General features: G+C 71.9%; 17 protein-coding genes. 11 read left to right on the top strand and 6 right to left on the bottom strand.

The genetic code is table 11. From position 1 onward, the window contains the following. The first annotated feature begins 11 nt into the window (after positions 1-11). The 7 genes from hemL (at position 12) to H4696_RS31045 (ending at position 7,490) form a co-directional block, all read left to right on the top strand. Positions 12-1,313 (top strand): glutamate-1-semialdehyde 2,1-aminomutase, encoded by a 1,302-nt coding sequence (hemL, locus tag H4696_RS31075; RefSeq protein WP_086859435.1) that lies wholly within the window; start codon positions 12-14, stop codon positions 1,311-1,313. Next, complete coding sequence (locus H4696_RS31070) at positions 1,310-1,936, top strand: histidine phosphatase family protein (protein ID WP_086859436.1); 627 nt, start codon at positions 1,310-1,312, stop codon at positions 1,934-1,936. Before hemL ends, H4696_RS31070 begins: the two co-directional genes overlap by 4 nt. Next, positions 1,933-2,499: a TlpA family protein disulfide reductase gene (locus tag H4696_RS31065; protein WP_086859438.1), complete on the top strand. Its 567-nt coding sequence runs from the start codon at positions 1,933-1,935 to the stop codon at positions 2,497-2,499. Before H4696_RS31070 ends, H4696_RS31065 begins: the two co-directional genes overlap by 4 nt. 208 nt (positions 2,500-2,707) lie before the next feature. After that, complete coding sequence (locus H4696_RS31060) at positions 2,708-3,481, top strand: cytochrome c biogenesis CcdA family protein (protein WP_086863380.1); 774 nt, start codon at positions 2,708-2,710, stop codon at positions 3,479-3,481. Beyond that, entirely contained in the window at positions 3,478-5,073 is a 1,596-nt protein-coding gene (gene resB / locus H4696_RS31055) for a cytochrome c biogenesis protein ResB (RefSeq protein ID WP_086863379.1), read from the top strand. The genes H4696_RS31060 and resB overlap by 4 nt, the downstream gene beginning before the upstream one ends. 3 nt (positions 5,074-5,076) lie before the next feature. Continuing rightward, complete coding sequence (gene ccsB, locus H4696_RS31050) at positions 5,077-6,045, top strand: c-type cytochrome biogenesis protein CcsB (RefSeq protein WP_086863378.1); 969 nt, start codon at positions 5,077-5,079, stop codon at positions 6,043-6,045. 77 nt (positions 6,046-6,122) lie between these two features. Further along, positions 6,123-7,490 carry a nucleotide-binding protein gene (locus H4696_RS31045; RefSeq protein WP_192782633.1) on the top strand — a complete coding sequence of 456 codons (1,368 nt, stop codon included), beginning with the start codon at positions 6,123-6,125 and terminating at the stop codon, positions 7,488-7,490. Between the two features lie 16 nt (positions 7,491-7,506). Here H4696_RS31045 and H4696_RS31040 read toward each other — a convergent pair whose 3' ends face one another. Together H4696_RS31040 and H4696_RS31035 are read right to left on the bottom strand one after the other, a co-directional pair. Beyond that, complete coding sequence (locus tag H4696_RS31040) at positions 7,507-7,689, bottom strand: hypothetical protein (RefSeq protein WP_086865237.1); 183 nt, start codon at positions 7,687-7,689, stop codon at positions 7,507-7,509. A gap of 151 nt (positions 7,690-7,840) precedes the next feature. After that, positions 7,841-8,053: a BldC family transcriptional regulator gene (locus tag H4696_RS31035; protein WP_003081896.1), complete on the bottom strand. Its 213-nt coding sequence runs from the start codon at positions 8,051-8,053 to the stop codon at positions 7,841-7,843. A 279-nt stretch (positions 8,054-8,332) separates the two neighbouring features. Between H4696_RS31035 and H4696_RS31030 the strand changes: the two genes are divergently transcribed. From H4696_RS31030 to cds1, 3 genes are read left to right on the top strand one after another with little or no spacing between them, the layout of a single operon-like run. Beyond that, on the top strand, positions 8,333-8,806 hold the full coding sequence (locus tag H4696_RS31030; RefSeq protein WP_169735218.1) for an Lrp/AsnC family transcriptional regulator: 474 nt from the start codon (positions 8,333-8,335) through the stop codon (positions 8,804-8,806). 11 nt (positions 8,807-8,817) lie between these two features. Beyond that, positions 8,818-9,105: a DUF4229 domain-containing protein gene (locus H4696_RS31025; RefSeq protein ID WP_192782632.1), complete on the top strand. Its 288-nt coding sequence runs from the start codon at positions 8,818-8,820 to the stop codon at positions 9,103-9,105. Next, the gene (cds1, locus tag H4696_RS31020) at positions 9,102-10,181 is read left to right on the top strand and encodes an L-cysteine desulfhydrase Cds1 (RefSeq protein ID WP_086863772.1); all 1,080 of its coding nucleotides are present in this window, start codon (positions 9,102-9,104) and stop codon (positions 10,179-10,181) included. The genes H4696_RS31025 and cds1 overlap by 4 nt, the downstream gene beginning before the upstream one ends. On the opposite strand, the gene H4696_RS31015 is transcribed toward cds1, so the two are convergent. The 4 genes from H4696_RS31015 to H4696_RS31000 form a co-directional block, all read right to left on the bottom strand. Continuing rightward, positions 10,178-11,047 (bottom strand): 1,4-dihydroxy-2-naphthoate polyprenyltransferase, encoded by an 870-nt coding sequence (locus H4696_RS31015; RefSeq protein ID WP_169735128.1) that lies wholly within the window; start codon positions 11,045-11,047, stop codon positions 10,178-10,180. The two genes, cds1 and H4696_RS31015, sit on opposite strands and share 4 nt — an antisense overlap. Positions 11,048-11,232: 185 nt before the next feature. Continuing rightward, positions 11,233-11,376 (bottom strand): hypothetical protein, encoded by a 144-nt coding sequence (locus H4696_RS31010; protein ID WP_169735129.1) that lies wholly within the window; start codon positions 11,374-11,376, stop codon positions 11,233-11,235. Between the two features lie 51 nt (positions 11,377-11,427). Next, positions 11,428-12,552: an o-succinylbenzoate--CoA ligase gene (gene menE, locus H4696_RS31005; protein WP_192783093.1), complete on the bottom strand. Its 1,125-nt coding sequence runs from the start codon at positions 12,550-12,552 to the stop codon at positions 11,428-11,430. A gap of 1 nt (position 12,553) precedes the next feature. After that, on the bottom strand, positions 12,554-13,477 hold the full coding sequence (locus H4696_RS31000) for a 1,4-dihydroxy-2-naphthoyl-CoA synthase (protein ID WP_086863773.1): 924 nt from the start codon (positions 13,475-13,477) through the stop codon (positions 12,554-12,556). A gap of 51 nt (positions 13,478-13,528) precedes the next feature. On the opposite strand from H4696_RS31000, the gene menD reads away from it, so the two are divergent. Next, entirely contained in the window at positions 13,529-15,205 is a 1,677-nt protein-coding gene (menD, locus tag H4696_RS30995; RefSeq protein ID WP_169735130.1) for a 2-succinyl-5-enolpyruvyl-6-hydroxy-3-cyclohexene-1-carboxylic-acid synthase, read from the top strand. The last annotated feature ends 90 nt before the right edge of the window (positions 15,206-15,295 follow it).

Here is a 15,295-nt window from a genome sequence, read left to right as displayed (position 1 = left end):
AGACTGGGGGCGTGAGCACTGGAACCGAGCAGTCCAAGGCATGGTTCGAACGCGCGAAGGCGGCCATCCCGGGCGGGGTGAACTCGCCGGTCCGGGCGTTCAACTCCGTCGGCGGCACCCCGCGGTTCATGGTCCGCGGCGAAGGCCCGCACCTGTGGGACGCCGACGGCAACCGCTACGTCGACCTGGTCTCCTCGTGGGGCCCGATGATCCTGGGCCACGCGCACCCGGCGGTCGTCGAGGCGGCGCGCACGGCGGCGACGTCCGGGCTGTCGTTCGGCACCCCGACGATCGGCGAGGTCGAGCTGGCCGAGGAGATCATCGGCCGCGTCGAACCGGTCGAACGGGTGCGCCTGGTCAACTCGGGCACCGAGGCCACGATGAGCGCGATCCGGCTGGCCCGCGGGTTCACCGGCCGCTCGAAGATCGTGAAGTTCGCCGGGTGTTACCACGGTCACGTCGACGCGCTGCTCGCGCAGGCCGGCTCCGGCGTCGCCACGCTCGGGCTGCCGACGTCGCCGGGCGTCACCGGCGCCCAGGCCGCGGACACGCTGGTGCTGCCTTACAACGACCTCGACGCCGTCCGGAAGTCCTTCGCGGACAACCCGGGTGAGATCGCCGCGGTGATCACCGAAGCCGCGGCAGGCAACATGGGCGCGGTCGCGCCGGACGAAGGCTTCAACGCGGCCCTGCGCGACATCGCCCACGAGCACGGCGCGCTGCTGGTCATGGACGAGGTGATGACCGGGTTCCGCGTCTCGCGCGCGGGCTGGTTCGGCCTCGAAGGCGTGGCCGGCGACCTCTACACGTTCGGCAAGGTGATGTCCGGCGGCCTGCCGGCGGCGGCCTTCGGCGGCCGCGCCGACGTGATGGCCAAGCTCGCCCCGGGCGGGCCGGTCTACCAGGCCGGGACGCTGTCCGGGAACCCCGTCGCGGTCGCCACGGGCCTCGCGACGCTGCGTGCGGCCGACGACGCCGTGTACGCGGCGCTCGACGCCAACGCGAAGCGCCTCGGGTCGCTGTTCGAAGCGGCTCTCGGCGAAGCCGGGGTAGCGCACCACGTCCAGTACGCGGGCAACCTGGTGAGCGTGTTCTTCGGTGACCGGCCGGTCCGCGACTACGCCGGCGCGCAGGCGTCCGAAACGTGGCGGTTCCCGCCGTTCTTCCACGCGCTGCTCGACGCAGGCGTGTACGCGCCCCCGAGCGCGTACGAGGCCTGGTTCGTCAACGCGGCCATGGACGACGAAGCGTTCTCGGTGATCGAAGCGGCCCTGCCCGCGGCGGCCCGCGCGGCGGCCGGAGCCGTCCAGTGACCACCGTCGTCCACCTGCTGCGCCACGGCGAAGTGCACAACCCGGAGAAGATCCTCTACGGCCGGCTGCCGGGCTACCGGCTGTCCGAGCGCGGGCAGCGCCAGGCGCTGACGGTCGCCGAGGCCGTCGCGGGCCACGACCTCGCGCACGTCGTCGCGTCGCCGCTGCAGCGCGCGCAGGAGACGGCGGGCCCGATCGCCGCGGCGCACCGGCTCGACATCGAGACCGACGAGGGCCTGATCGAGGCGGGCAACCAGTTCGAGGGCCTGCACGTGGCGGTCGGCGACGGCGCGCTGCGGGAGCCGAAGCACTGGCCGAAGCTGGTCAACCCGTTCAAGCCGTCGTGGGGCGAGCCGTACCTCGAGATCGCGCACCGGATGCTCGGCGCGGTCCACCGGGCCCGCGAGGCGGCGGACGGGCGCGAAGCCCTCTGCGTGTCGCACCAGCTGCCGATCTGGACGCTCCGGCGGTTCCTCGAGGGCAAGAAGCTGTGGCACGACCCCCGCCGCCGCCAGTGCTCGCTGGCGTCGCTGACGTCGCTGGTCTTCGACGGCGGCTCGCTGCGGGAGATCGTCTACAGCGAGCCGGCCGGCACCACCGACCCGAAGGTGACCGGGGCATGAAACGGCTGGTCATCGTGGCGGTGCTGGCGCTGGCCGGCTGCAGCGCGGGCAAGGACGCGGTGGTGCAGGGGAGCAGCTTCAGCTTCGTCTCCCCGGGCGGCAAGGTCGACATCACCTACGACGTCGCCCAGCGCCAGACCGCGCCGGTGCTGGCGGGCGACGACCTGATGCACGAGGGCAAGCAGCTGTCGCTGGCGGACTTCCCCGGCAAGGTCGTGGTGCTCAACCTCTGGGGCCAGTGGTGCGGGCCGTGCCGCACGGAGGTGCCGGAGCTGGAGTCGCTGGCTCGCCAGGCGCCCGGCGTGCAGGTGGTGGGTATCGACGTCCGCGACCCGGCCCGCGAGGTGGCCCAGGACTTCGTCCGCGACCGCCAGCTGACGTACCCGTCGATCTACGACCCGGACGGCCGGGTGCTGCTCAAGCTGAGCGGCTACCCCCGCAACATCATCCCGTCGACGATCATCCTGGACAAACAGCACCGCGTGGCGGCGGTCTTCCTGCGGCCGGTACTGGCCCAGGACCTCCTCCCGGTGACCCAGCGCCTGGAGGCCGAGCCCGCCTGACCCGCTGGCCCCGAGCGCCCCAATGTGGCGTTGGTTGCGTCCAACGCACCGAACGCCACATTGGGTGCGTCTGACGCACCGAACGCCACATTGGGGCGCTCGGGTGGGGGCCGGACGGGCGGGACCAAGGTCCTGAACTGCTGTGACCGAGGTCCTGTGAAGCGGCCCCGGCGTTCTCACCCGGACCTCACTCCCTACCCTCAACGGGGTGAACTCCGTTACCGAGCTGGCGATCTCCGGACCGCTGCTGCTCGCCGCGGGCGTCGCGCTGCTGGCCGGAACGATCTCCTTCGCCTCGCCGTGCGTGGTGCCGCTGGTGCCGGGGTACCTCGCGTACCTCGCCGCGCTCGTCGGCGCGGACGCCCCCGCGGTCAGCGCCGACGAAGAGCGCAAGAAGGGGCGCTGGGCCGTGCTCGGCGCCGCCCTGCTCTTCGTGCTCGGGTTCACCGTCGTCTTCGTCGGCACGCTGGGCACCCTCGTCTGGCTGGCCGACACGCTGGTGCTCAACCAGAACCTCCTGCAGCGCATCGGCGGGGTCCTGACCATCGCCATGGCGCTGGTCTTCCTCGGCTGGATCCCCGGCCTGCAGCGCGAGGTCCGCTCGCACCATGTCCCGCGCGGCGGCGTCTGGGGTGCCCCGCTGCTCGGCGCGATCTTCGGCCTCGGCTGGACGCCCTGCATCGGCCCGACGCTGTCGGCCGTCACCACGCTGGCCAGCGCCACCGGCGGGGCCGAGGCCCGCGGCTACCTGCTGATCGCCGTCTACTGCCTCGGCCTCGGGCTGCCGTTCCTGCTCATCGCGCTCGGCGCCCGCTGGGCCGTGCGCGCCACCGACTGGGTGCGCCGCCACGGCCGCCAGGTGCAGGTCTTCGGCGGCGTGCTGCTGCTGATCGTCGGCATCCTGCTGGTCACCGGCGTCTGGGGGGACCTGATGGGCTGGCTCCGCAACGAGCTCGCGGGCAACCTGGAGCTACCGCTGTGACCACCACCGAAGCACCTCCCAAGACCCCGCAAGGCCCGACGCCGTCGAAGCGCGCCTTCGCCTTCGTGCGCAACACCTGGCGCGGCCTGACGTCGATGCGCACCGCGCTCGTCCTGCTGTTCCTGCTCGCGCTGGCCGCCCTGCCCGGCGCGCTCCTGCCGCAGCGGAAGCTCAACGCCCCCAAGGTCGACGAGTACATCAGCGCGCACGGCTGGTGGGGCACCCTGCTCGACAAGCTCGAGTTCTACGACGTCTACTCCAGCATCTGGTTCTCGGCCATCTACCTGCTGCTGATGATCTCGCTGGTCGGCTGCCTGACCCCGCGCAGCTTCGAGTACGTCAAGGCGATGCGCGCCAAGCCGGTGCTGACCCCGCGCAACCTGGCCCGGATGCCGCACTACCGGCTCGGCCGGGGGAAGTCCGACGTCGCAGCGGAGATCGCCACCGTCCACAAGCACCTGTCGGGCTGGCGCCGGATCGAGCGCGAGGAAGCCGACGGCGTCCGCACGATCTCCGCCGAACGCGGATTCCTGCGCGAGACCGGCAACCTCGTCTTCCACTTCAGCATGCTCGGCCTGATCGTGTTCTTCGCGCTGGGCAAGATGTTCGGCTACGAGGGCCAGGTCATCGTCCAGGCCGACGGCGACAGCTTCTGCAACTCCGGCATCTACAACTACGACTCCTTCAACGCCGGGCTGCGCGTCGACGGCACCGACCTCGACCCGTTCTGCGTGAAGGTGAACGACTTCACCGTGCGGTACACCCCGGCCGGCGAGCCGGAGTACTACCACGCGAACATCCAGTACCAGTCCGGCGAAGACCTCGAAACGAACACCTGGCGCCCGTACGGCCTCGAGGTCAACTCCCCGCTGCGGACCGCCGGCGACCGCGTGTACCTGCTCGGCCAGGGCTACTCGCCGCAGTTCACGGTCACCTTCCCGGACGGCACCAAGCGCACCCAGAACACCCAGTGGCGCACGGTCGACCCGACCACGATGCTCGCCGAGGGCGCGACGAAGTTCGACCAGCCCGGCGTCACCGACGAGGTGCAGCGGCGCACCCGCCAGCTCGCCGTCACCGGCCTCTTCGCCCCCACGGCGTTTATGCACGGCAACGTCCTGACGTCGTCGGCGCCGGAGCTGAAGGACCCGTCCGTCGCGGTCGACATCATGCGCGGCGACCTCGGCCTCGACGCCGGGCGCGGGCAGTCGGTGTTCGAGATCGACCAGTCGCTCGTGGACGACGGCAGGCTGAAGAAGGTCGCCCGCGAGAACCTCAAGGTCGGCCAGGAGATCAAGCTCGACGACGGCACGAAGGTCCGCTTCGACGGCGTCAACCACTGGGTGTCCCTGCAGGTCTCCCACGACCCGACGCAGGGGTTCGTGCTCGGCTTCGCCATCGCGATGTTCCTCGGTCTCGGCGCGTCCTTGCTGGTCAAGCGGCGGCGGCTGTGGGTGCGGGTGAAGCCGGGGACCGAAGACGACCCGGGTACCGTGATCGAGGTCGCCGGGCTGGCCCGCACCGACCAGGCCGGGTACGGCGAAGAGTTCCACCGGATCAGTGAACGCCTGATCAGTGGTCAGAAGGGCTGAGGCATGCCGATCAACGAGACGCTGTCGACCTACAGCGACTGGCTCTACACCACCGCCGCGGCGATCTACGTCGTCGCGCTGATGATGACGCTGATCGAGCAGGGCTTCGGCGCCAAGGGCCGGCTCGCCACCGAGCGGGCGAAGCTCCGGGCGCGCGAGCTCGTCGGCGCCGGCGGGCCGCCCGTCGAGGAGGTCGAGGCCACGCAGCGCACGGCCGGCCGTCCCGAGCGGATCGGCAAGATGGGCGCGTCGCTGCTCGTGCTCGGCGCCCTGCTGCAGCTGTCGGCGATCGTGCTGCGCGGGCTCGCCGTGCACCGCGCGCCGTGGGGCAACATGTACGAGTACGGCATGGCGGTCACCTTCATCACGGTGGTCACCTGGATCCTCGTGATGTGGAAGTTCCCGGTCCGGCACCTCACCGGCTTCCTGCTGCTGCCCGTCGTGATCCTGATGTTCATCAACGGCACGCTGCTGTACACGATCGCGGCGCCGGTCCAGCCCGCGCTGCAGTCGTACTGGCTGGTCATCCACGTCTCGGCGGCCATCATCGGCTCCGGCGTCTTCCTCGTGCCGGGTGTCGCGAGCGTGCTCTACCTGTTCCGCGCGGCCTACGAGAAGGACGAGACGAAGTACGCCCGGTTCGCCTCGAAGCTGCCCGCGGCCGACGTCCTCGACCGGATCGCCTACCGGACCACCATCTTCGCCTTCCCGGTGTTCACCTTCGGCGTGCTCTGCGGCGCGGTCTGGGCCGAGTCGGCGTGGGGCCGGTTCTGGGGCTGGGACCCCAAGGAGACGGTCGCGTTCATCGCCTGGGTGGTCTACGCGGCGTACCTGCACTCGCGGGCGACCGCGGGCTGGCGCGGCGCCCGGGCCGCGGCCATCAACATCGTGGGGTTCGCCGCGATCATCTTCAACCTGTTCTTCGTGAACCTCGTCACGGCGGGCTTGCACTCCTACGCCGGGGTGGGCTGAGCGTCCCGGGAGGACTCCGACTACCGTCGTGACCGGGGGAGTGCGATGTCGGGCGGAGTGCGCGGAGGTTTACACCGGTGACCGGACCCAGCGAAGAATCGGCTCCTGGCCACCCCGAACAGGCCGACCCGGCCGCTGCCCCGCAGCAACCGGGCCTGTTCGCCGAGGACCGGACCGACTCCCACCCGCACCCGGAGACGTCCGGGGCCTACGACGTGCAGCCCACGCAGGCCGTCCCGCCGCCGCCCAACCCGGCGGTGTCCGGCCCGCACCAGGTCAACCCGGCCGTCTCGGGGCCGCACCAGGTGAACCCGGCGGTGTCCGGGCCGCACCAGGTGCCCCAGGGGCCGCAGTACGGCTACGACCAGAACCTGCCGCCGCTGCAGCCGCAGTACGGCGACCCGGCGCAGCAGTACGCCCAGGCCCAGTACCCGCAGCAGCCCCAGCAGCCGTCCGGCTTGCCGCAGCCCCAGGGCGGGCGGCACGCGGCGCCGCCGCAGCAGCCGGGCCACGGCCACGACCTGTCCACGGCGCACCTGGTCAAGCAGGTCAAGCGGCCCCCGCAGTCCGGCTGGCGCAAGGCCCTCTACGTCGGCAGCGGCAAGCTGGTCAACCCGGGTGAGAGCCCCGCGGACACCCGCCGCCGCGAGCTCATCGCGCGCGTCAACCAGCCCCTGCGCGGCTGCTACAAGATCGCGATGCTGTCGCTGAAGGGCGGCGTCGGCAAGACCACGGTGACCACGACGCTGGGGGCGACGTTCGCCTCCCTGCGCGGCGACCGGGTCGTCGCCGTGGACGCCAACCCGGACCGCGGCACGCTGTCGCAGAAGCTCCCGCTGGAGACCACCGCGACGGTCCGCCACCTGCTGCGCGACGCGGCCCGCATCACGCGCTACAGCGACGTCCGGTCGTACACGTCCCAGGGCTCGAGCCGGCTGGAAATCCTCGCCAGCGAGCAGGACCCGGCCGTGTCGGAGGCCTTCTCCGAGGACGACTACCGGCGCACGGTCAACCTGCTGGAGCACTTCTACAACATCGTGCTCACCGACTGCGGCACCGGCCTGATGCACTCGGCGATGAAGGGCGTCCTGGACGTCGCGGACGCGCTGGTGGTGGTCTCGTCCGGCTCGGTCGACGGCGCCCGCAGCGCCTCGGCGACGCTGGACTGGCTCGAGGCCCACGGCTACGGCGAGCTGGTCAAGCGCTCGGTCGCGGTGATCAACTCGGTCCGCCCCAAGGGCGGCTCGGTCGACCTCGACAAGCTGTCGGCCCACTTCGGCGCGAAGGTCCGGGCGGTCTGCAAGGTGCCGTTCGACCCGCACCTGGAGGAAGGCGCGGAGATCGAGCTGGACCGGCTCACCGGCGACACGCGCCTGGCGCTGCTGGAGCTGGCGGCGACCGTCGCCGACGGCTTCGCGACCCCGCTCTCGCAGGGCTACCGGTAGGCCAGGCCCGGGCGGCTCAGCCCTCTTCGTCCCGGCGCTTGCGCTGCTGTTCGGCCAGCTGGCGCAGGAAGTCGGGATCGTCGTCCGGGGCGAGCGGGGCGCGGCGCGGGGTCGAGGGGACCATCCGCTGACCGGCGAACGACCGCCACAGGAGCAGGGCGACGACCAGCGCGCCGACCGCCGCGAGCAGAGCGAGCATGCCGGATCCTTCCGTGTGGGTCCCCCGAGGTTAGCCTCTTCGGCCGGGTTTCGGCTCCCGCCGCGTCAGGCGGGTGACGCGGCGAACGAAAAGGGGCCGCGCGGGACGGGGTTGTTCCCCGTACCCGACACGGCCCCGCGCCGGAGCTGGTTCAGGCGTTGCGCGCCGGTTCGCTGGCGTCGGTGGTCAGCTCGGCCAGGAGCTCGTTCACCTCGGACTCCCGGAACCGGCGGTGCCCGCCCGGGGTCCGGATGGAGCCGATGCGGCCCGCCGTCGCCCACCGCGTCACCGTCTTGGGGTCCACCCGGAACAGCGCTGCCACCTCGCCTGGGGTGAGCAGGCGTCCGCCCATCGTCGCGGTCATTTTCCGCCTCCTTAACGAACTCACTGCTATACCGGAGGCATCCGGGCCCTTCTGCCCGTCGCGCCGGGGTAGCCAACACGGCAATCGTTGCACTTCACCCGTCAGGTACTCGAACGGTTGTCCAAGAGTAAAGAGCCCTTAAAGGTCAAAACGGACAGTTTGTTTACGGTCTGCAACTATTATTTCGTGACGTGAAGTGCGGGAACGCCGTTCCCGCGGGTCACCGGCGGCCTGGTGTGGTGCCAATGGGGGATTGTCCAACCGCATAGAGTGATCCCCGTGGATCAGTTGGACCGGAAGATCATCGCGGCGTTGCGCATCAACGGACGGGCCACCTACGCCGACCTCGGGCGGGCCGTCGGGCTGTCCGCCTCATCGGTGCACGAGCGGGTCGGCAAGCTGGAAGCCGCCGGCGTGATCACCGGCTACCACGCGGTCGTCGACCCGAGCTCGGTCGGGCTCGGCGTCACCGCCCTCGTCGGCATCCATCCCACCGACACCGCGACCGAGGACGACGTCGCCTACGCGCTCGGCGAACTCGACGAAGTCGAGAGCTGCTACGCGGTGGCGGGCGACGAGGCGTTCGTCGTCAAGGTGCGCGTGCCGACCGTCGACGAGCTGGAGCGGACCCTGGGCCGGCTCCGCCGCATCCCCGGCGTCGGGCGGACGCACACCACGGTCGTGCTCTCGACGCGGTTCGAGGGCCGCCCGAACAACGCGGGCCTGCAGAAGGACCGGGCGGGCGGGGCGTAGCCTGCGTTGGTGTGAGCGACGAGAAGGCCGGAAACCTGCCGCGTGACCTGACGCTGTACCTGCTGGCGCGGTTCGTGCTGGTCGGGGCGATCGCCTGGGGCCTGTCCCTGGCCGGCGTGCCGCTGCTGGTGGCGCTGCTCATCGGCCTGGTCGTCGGGCTCCCGCTCGGCCTGCTGCTGTTCCGCGGCCTCAACGCCCGGGTCACGGCCGGCCTGGCGAAGCGCAACGAGAAGCGCGCCCGCGCCCGTGCCCAGCTGCGCGCCCAGCTCCGCGGCGACACGTCCGGGCAGCCCGAATGAGCCACAGCCGCAGCTGGGTCCGTGAAGCCGTCCGCATCATCGAGGCCGACGCCAACCGCAGCGCGGACACCCACCTGCACGTCTTCCCGCTGCCCCCGGAGTGGAGCATCGACCTCTACCTCAAGGACGAGTCCGTCCACCCGACCGGCTCGCTGAAGCACCGGCTGGCCCGGTCGCTGTTCCTGTACGGGCTGGTCAACGGCCAGATCGGGCCGGACACCGTGCTCGTCGAGGCCTCCAGCGGCTCGACCGCGGTCTCCGAGGCGTATTTCGCCCGCATGCTCGGGCTGCGCTTCATCACCGTCGTGCCGCGCAAGACGTCGAGGGAGAAGATCGCCCTCATCGAGTTCTACGGCGGCGAATGCCACTACGTCGACGAAGCCCCGGCCATGTACCCGGAGGCCGAGCGGCTCGCGGCCGAGTGCGGCGGGCACTACCTCGACCAGTTCACCTACGCCGAGCGCGCGACGGACTGGCGCGGCAACAACAACATCGCCGAGTCGGTGTTCGCGCAGATGCGCTCGGAACGCCACCCGGTCCCGGCGTGGATCGTGGTCGGCGCGGGCACCGGCGGCACGAGCGCGACCTTCGGCCGGTACGTCCGCTACAAGCGCCACACGACCAAGATCTGCGTGGTCGACCCGGAGAACTCGTCGTTCTACGGCGCCTGGGAAACCGGCGCGACCGATTACGCCACCGGGATGCCGTCGCGGATCGAAGGCATCGGGCGCCCGCGCTGCGAGCCGTCGTTCGTGCCCGGCGTCATCGACGAGATGTTCCAGGTGCCCGACGCGGGCTCCCTGGCGGCCATCCGCCTGCTGCGCGAGCGCACCGGCCACTGGGCGGGCGGCTCGACCGGCACCAACCTCTACGGCGCGTTCCGGCTCATCTCCCGCATGGTCGAGGACGGCCAGGCGGGCAGCGTCGTGACCCTGCTGTGCGACGGCGGCGAGCGGTACGCGCACACGTACTACAACGACGAGTGGCTGGCCCAGCAGGGCTTGGACATCGCGCCGCACAAGGCGATGTTCGAGGAGTTCCTGACGACCGGGAAGTTCTTCGTCCCGGAGGGCTAGAAGCTCAGCGCCACGGCGGCGAGCACGGCCCAGGCGAGCATCGCCAGACCGGTGTCCCGCAACGCCGGGATCAGCGCCCGCCCCTGCTGCCCGCCGCCCACCGCGCGCACCGACTTGAGCAGCAGGGGAGCGGTCACGAGCGTGATCAGCAGCAGCGGCTGGGAGATCCCGAGGACGATGCTCAGCACGTACGGCACCGCGATCAGCACCAGGTAGAGCCGCCGGGTGCCGCCGTCGCCGAGGCGGGTGGCCAGGGTGCGCTTGCCGGACTCGATGTCGGTGGGGATGTCGCGCAGGTTGTTGGCCGTCAGGACCGCCGTCGAGAAGGACCCGACCGCGACCGCGCAGGCGAGTGCGGCCCAGCTGACCCGGCCCGCCTGGACGTAGACGGTGCCGAGCACGCCGGCCAGCCCGAAGAAGACGAACACGGCGATCTCGCCGAAGCCGTAGTAGCCGTAGGGCTTCTTGCCGCCGGTGTAGAACCACGCGCCGAGGATGCACAGCGCGCCCATGACGAGCAGCCACCAGTGCCCGCTGGCGACGACCAGCACGAGCCCCAGCACCCCGGCCAGCCCCAGCGAGACCAGTGCGGCGGTCAGCACGGCCTTCGGCGCGGCTACTCCCGAACCGACCAGACGCAGCGGCCCGACGCGGTTCTCGTCCGTGCCGCGGATGCCGTCGGAGTAGTCGTTGGCGTAGTTGACGCCGACGATCAGCGAGAGCGAGACCAGCAGCGCCAGCACCGAACGCCACCAGGAAAACGCGTCCAGCGCGACCGCCGCGCCGACCCCCGCCACCACCGGCGCCACCGCGTTGGGCAGCGTCCGCGGCCGGGCCCCCTCGATCCACTCGCTCACTGAAGCCATGGCGCCATTCAACGCCATGTCGATCAGTGCCCGGCGGGAACCCGGCCATCGCGTGCGGCCAGCTCGTTCATGCGGTCCGCAAGGTATGCGCAAGGTGCGGGGAGCAGGGTGAGGGAACACCGGCCCGCCCGGAGGGACCCGTGCCATCGAGGGGTTGGCACGGTTCCCGCCGGGCGGGCCGGGGATCAGTCGGTCGTCGGCAGCTGCCAGGTGAGCTGGCCGCTGTTCGGGTCCACGGCGGGGCCGTCGGCCAGTGCCGCGCTCGCGGGAAGGAGGACCCCCAGAGCGACGGCGGTGCTGATCAGGGCGGTGCGTAGCCAGCGCGTCATGGTGGGTAGCCAAGCGTGCGCACGCCGTGAATGTCAACGAAGTGCCGCCATTCAGCCGCGCGAACCCGGCTGGAGCCGGGTCTTCACCGCCGCCCGGTCGATCTTGCCCGGGCCGCGCAGGGGCAGCTCGGTGCCGAACTCGATGCGCTTCGGCGTCGACGCCGGGCCGAGTTCCGCGCGGACCGCCGCGCGCAGGTCGCCCGGCTCGCCCGCCGGGACGACCAGCGCCACCACCGCCTCGCCCCACTCCGGGTCCGGCAGGCCGACGACGCACGCGTCGCGCACGCCGGGCTGCGCGCACAGCACGCGTTCGATCGCGTTGGCCGACACCTTCACGCCGCCGGTGTTGATCATGTCGTCGGCGCGGCCCAGCACCTCGATGCGGCCGTCGGCGTGGCGGACACCGCGGTCGGACGTGGTGAACCAGCCGTCCTCGAAGGCCGCCGCGGTCAGGTCCGGGCGGAGCCGGTAGCCGTGGGCGAGGACGGTGCCGGCGATGCGGATCCGGCCGCCGTCGAGGTCGACGCGGACGCCGTCCAGGGGGACGCCGTCGTAGACGCAGCCGCTGGCCGTCTCGCTCATCCCGTACGCGGGCACGATCCGGATCCCGGCGTCGGCGGCGCGTTCACGCAGGGCGGGGGTGGTCGCGGCGGCGCCGAGCACGATCGCGTCGAACGTCTTCGCCGCGGCCAGGCCCGCGCCGCCGTCGTCGAGCAGCCGGACCAGCTGGGTCGGCACCAGCGCGGTGTAGCGCGGGCCGCCGGAGAGCTTGGCCGCCGCGGCCGCGAAGTCGTCTGGGCGGAAGCCGGTGCCGGTCAGGAACACCGGCGTGGTCCCGGCCAGCCGGGCGCGGACCAGCACCTGCAGCCCGCCGATGTACTGCGCCGGCGTCGCCAGGAGCCAGTGGCCGGGGCCGCCGAGCCGGGTGTGCGTGGCCTCGGCGGACGCGACCAGCGCGCGGGCCGAGAGCAGCACGCCCTTCGGCGCGCCGGTCGAGCCGGAGGTGGCGATGACCACGGCGGTGTCCGGCTCGGCGGGCTCGCCCGGCGCCATCGCGTCCCGCAGCGCGGGGTCGGCGAAGGGCAGCACCGCCGGGCCGCCGCCGAGGGCGTCCGCGACCGCGCGGTCGAGGGTCTCGAGGGCGCCGGGGGAGCCATCGAGGTGGATCGGGAGCAGCTCAGTAGTAATAGGGGACGTCCTTGAAGTCGGGGTCGCGCTTCTGCAGGAACGCGTCGCGGCCTTCGACGGCTTCGTCCTGCATGTACGCCAGGCGGGTGGTCTCGCCGGCGAACAGCTGCTGGCCGACCAGGCCGTCGTCGGTGAGGTTGAACGCGTACTTGAGCATCCGCTGCGCCGTCGGCGACTTGCCCACGATCGTCCACGCCCAGTCCAGCGCCTCTTTTTCGAGGTCGGCGTGCGGGACGACGGCGTTGACCGCGCCCATGTGGTGCATCTGCTCGGCGGAGTACTCGCGGCCGAGGAAGAAGATCTCGCGGGCGAACTTCTGGCCGACCATCTTCGCCAGGTAGGCCGAGCCGTAGCCGGCGTCGAACGAGCCGACGTCGGCGTCGGTCTGCTTGAACTTGGCGTGCTCGGCCGAGGCGAGGGTGAGATCGCACACCACGTGCAGGGAGTGCCCGCCGCCCGCGGCCCAGCCCGGCACGACCGCGATCACCGGTTTCGGCAGGAACCGGATCAGCCGCTGGACCTCGAGGATGTGCAGCCGGCCGGCCTGGGCGGGGTCCACCGTGTCGGAGGTCTCGCCGCTGGCGTACTGATAGCCGGAGCGTCCGCGAATACGCTGGTCACCACCGGAGCAGAACGCCCACCCGCCGTCCTTGGGCGAGGGGCCGTTGCCGGTGAGCAGGACGCACCCGACGTCCGAGCTCATCCGGGCGTGGTCCAGCGCCCGGTAGAGCTCGTCGACGGTGTGCGGCCGGAAGGCGTTGCGGACCTCCGGGCGGTCGAACGCGACGCGCACGACGCGTTTGCCGCCGCGGCTCTCGGCGGAGCGGTGGTAGGTGATGTCGGTGAAGGCGAAACCTTCGACCTCGGTCCACGCGGCCGGATCGAACAGCTCGGAAACTCGGGCGTCATCCACGTTTGGGAGAATAGGACCTGTGGACACTTGTGATCTGTTCGGAGCCTGCCGGTGAACCCTTCCACCGCGCAGGCCAGGGTCATCGTCGACGAACTCGTCCGCAACACCGTTTCGCACGTCGTCCTCTGCCCGGGCTCCCGCAACGCGCCGCTGTCGATCGCGCTGTATGACGCGGCGGCGGCCGGGAAGCTCCAGCTCCACGTCCGCATCGACGAGCGCGGGGCCGCGTTCCTCGCCCTCGGCATCGCCGCGCGCACCGGCCGCCCGGTGGCCGTGCTCTGCACGTCCGGCACCGCGGCCGCGAACTTCCACCCGGCGGTCCTGGAGGCCGACCGGGCGGGTGTCCCGCTGATCGTGCTGACCGCCGACCGGCCGCCCGAGCTGCGGGCCGCAGGCGCGTCGCAGGTCATCGACCAGCACCAGCTCTACGGCGACGCCATCCGGTACTTCGACGAGCTGGCCGTCGCCGAGCGGCGGGCCGGGCAGAACTCGTACTGGCGCAGCCAGATCTGCCGCGCCTGGAACGCCGCCTACGGCGAGTGGCGCTGCGGGCCGGTGCACCTGAACATCCCGTTCCGTGAGCCGCTCGTCCCCGATGTGAACGACGACGGCGAGTGGTACGAGTCCCTGGACGGCCGTCCCGACGGCTCCCGCTGGACCGAGCTGCCCGACTTCGGCGCGCTGCCGTCGTTCGTGGTGCCGTCGGCGCGCCACGGCCTGGTGATCGCGTGCGACACCGGCGTCCAGGCGGCCAGCGAGTGGGCCGAGCAGCACGGCTGGCCGGTGATCTCGGAGACCGGCGGGATCGGGCTGTCCGGCGGCACGGCGATCTCGTCCGGCGCGTGGCTGCTGGGCGTGGAGGAGTTCATCTCGCGGCACAAGCCGGAGCAGGTGCTCTGCCTGGGCCGCCCGACGGTGTTCCGGCAGATCCAGAAGGTGCTCTCGGACGCCTCGGTGGAGGTGCTGCTGGTCCGGCCGGACTCGGACTGGCCGGCGCCGGCGCACAACGTCCGGCAGGTCGGGCAGTGGTTCGACGAGCCGACCAAGCCCGCCGACCCGGAGTGGCTGGCGAGCTGGCGCCGCGCCGACGAGGCCGCCGCGGCCGCCGTCGCCGCGACGCTGGCCGAAGAGCCGTGGCCCAGCGGGCTGCGCGTGGCGACCGAGCTGGTGGACGCGCTGCCGCCGGACTCGCTGCTGGTCGTGGGCTCGTCCAACCCGACCCGGGACGTGGCGCTCGCCGGGCGGCTGCGCCCGGACGTCCTGGTGCACCGCAACCGCGGCGTCGCGGGCATCGACGGCACGGTGTCCACGGCGATCGGCGCCGCGTACGTCCACCGCGGGCCGTCGTACGCGCTGCTGGGCGACCTGACGTTCCTGCACGACGCTTCCGGCCTGCTGACCGGCCCGGCCGAGCAGCGCCCGGACCTGACGATCGTGGTGCTGAACGACGACGGCGGCGGCATCTTCTCGCTGCTGGAGCAGGGCGCGCCGGAACACGCGGCGAGCTTCGAACGCGTCTTCGGCACCCCGCACGGCGCCGACCTGGGCGCGCTGTGCGCCGGGTACCGCGTCCCGCACGTCGTGGCGGAGACGCTGACGGAGTTCCGGGCCGCGCTGGCCCCGGCACCCGGCCTGCGGGTCGTCGAGGTGCGGGTGGACCGCGCCCGGCACCGCGACCTGCACGCCCGCCTGCGCGCGGCGGTGTCCGCGGCGGTCTCCTCGGCCTGAGTCAACCGGTTTCCGGACCGGGTCCCAGGAGGTAAGAACCTTCCTTCGCCGGTACCTGGCACCCCCTTGGCTGGCTACGTTCGAGCGCGC

Source organism: Amycolatopsis lexingtonensis (genome assembly GCF_014873755.1).
Taxonomy (GTDB): domain Bacteria; phylum Actinomycetota; class Actinomycetes; order Mycobacteriales; family Pseudonocardiaceae; genus Amycolatopsis; species Amycolatopsis lexingtonensis.
This window is presented reverse-complemented; position numbering and strand designations above follow the sequence as displayed.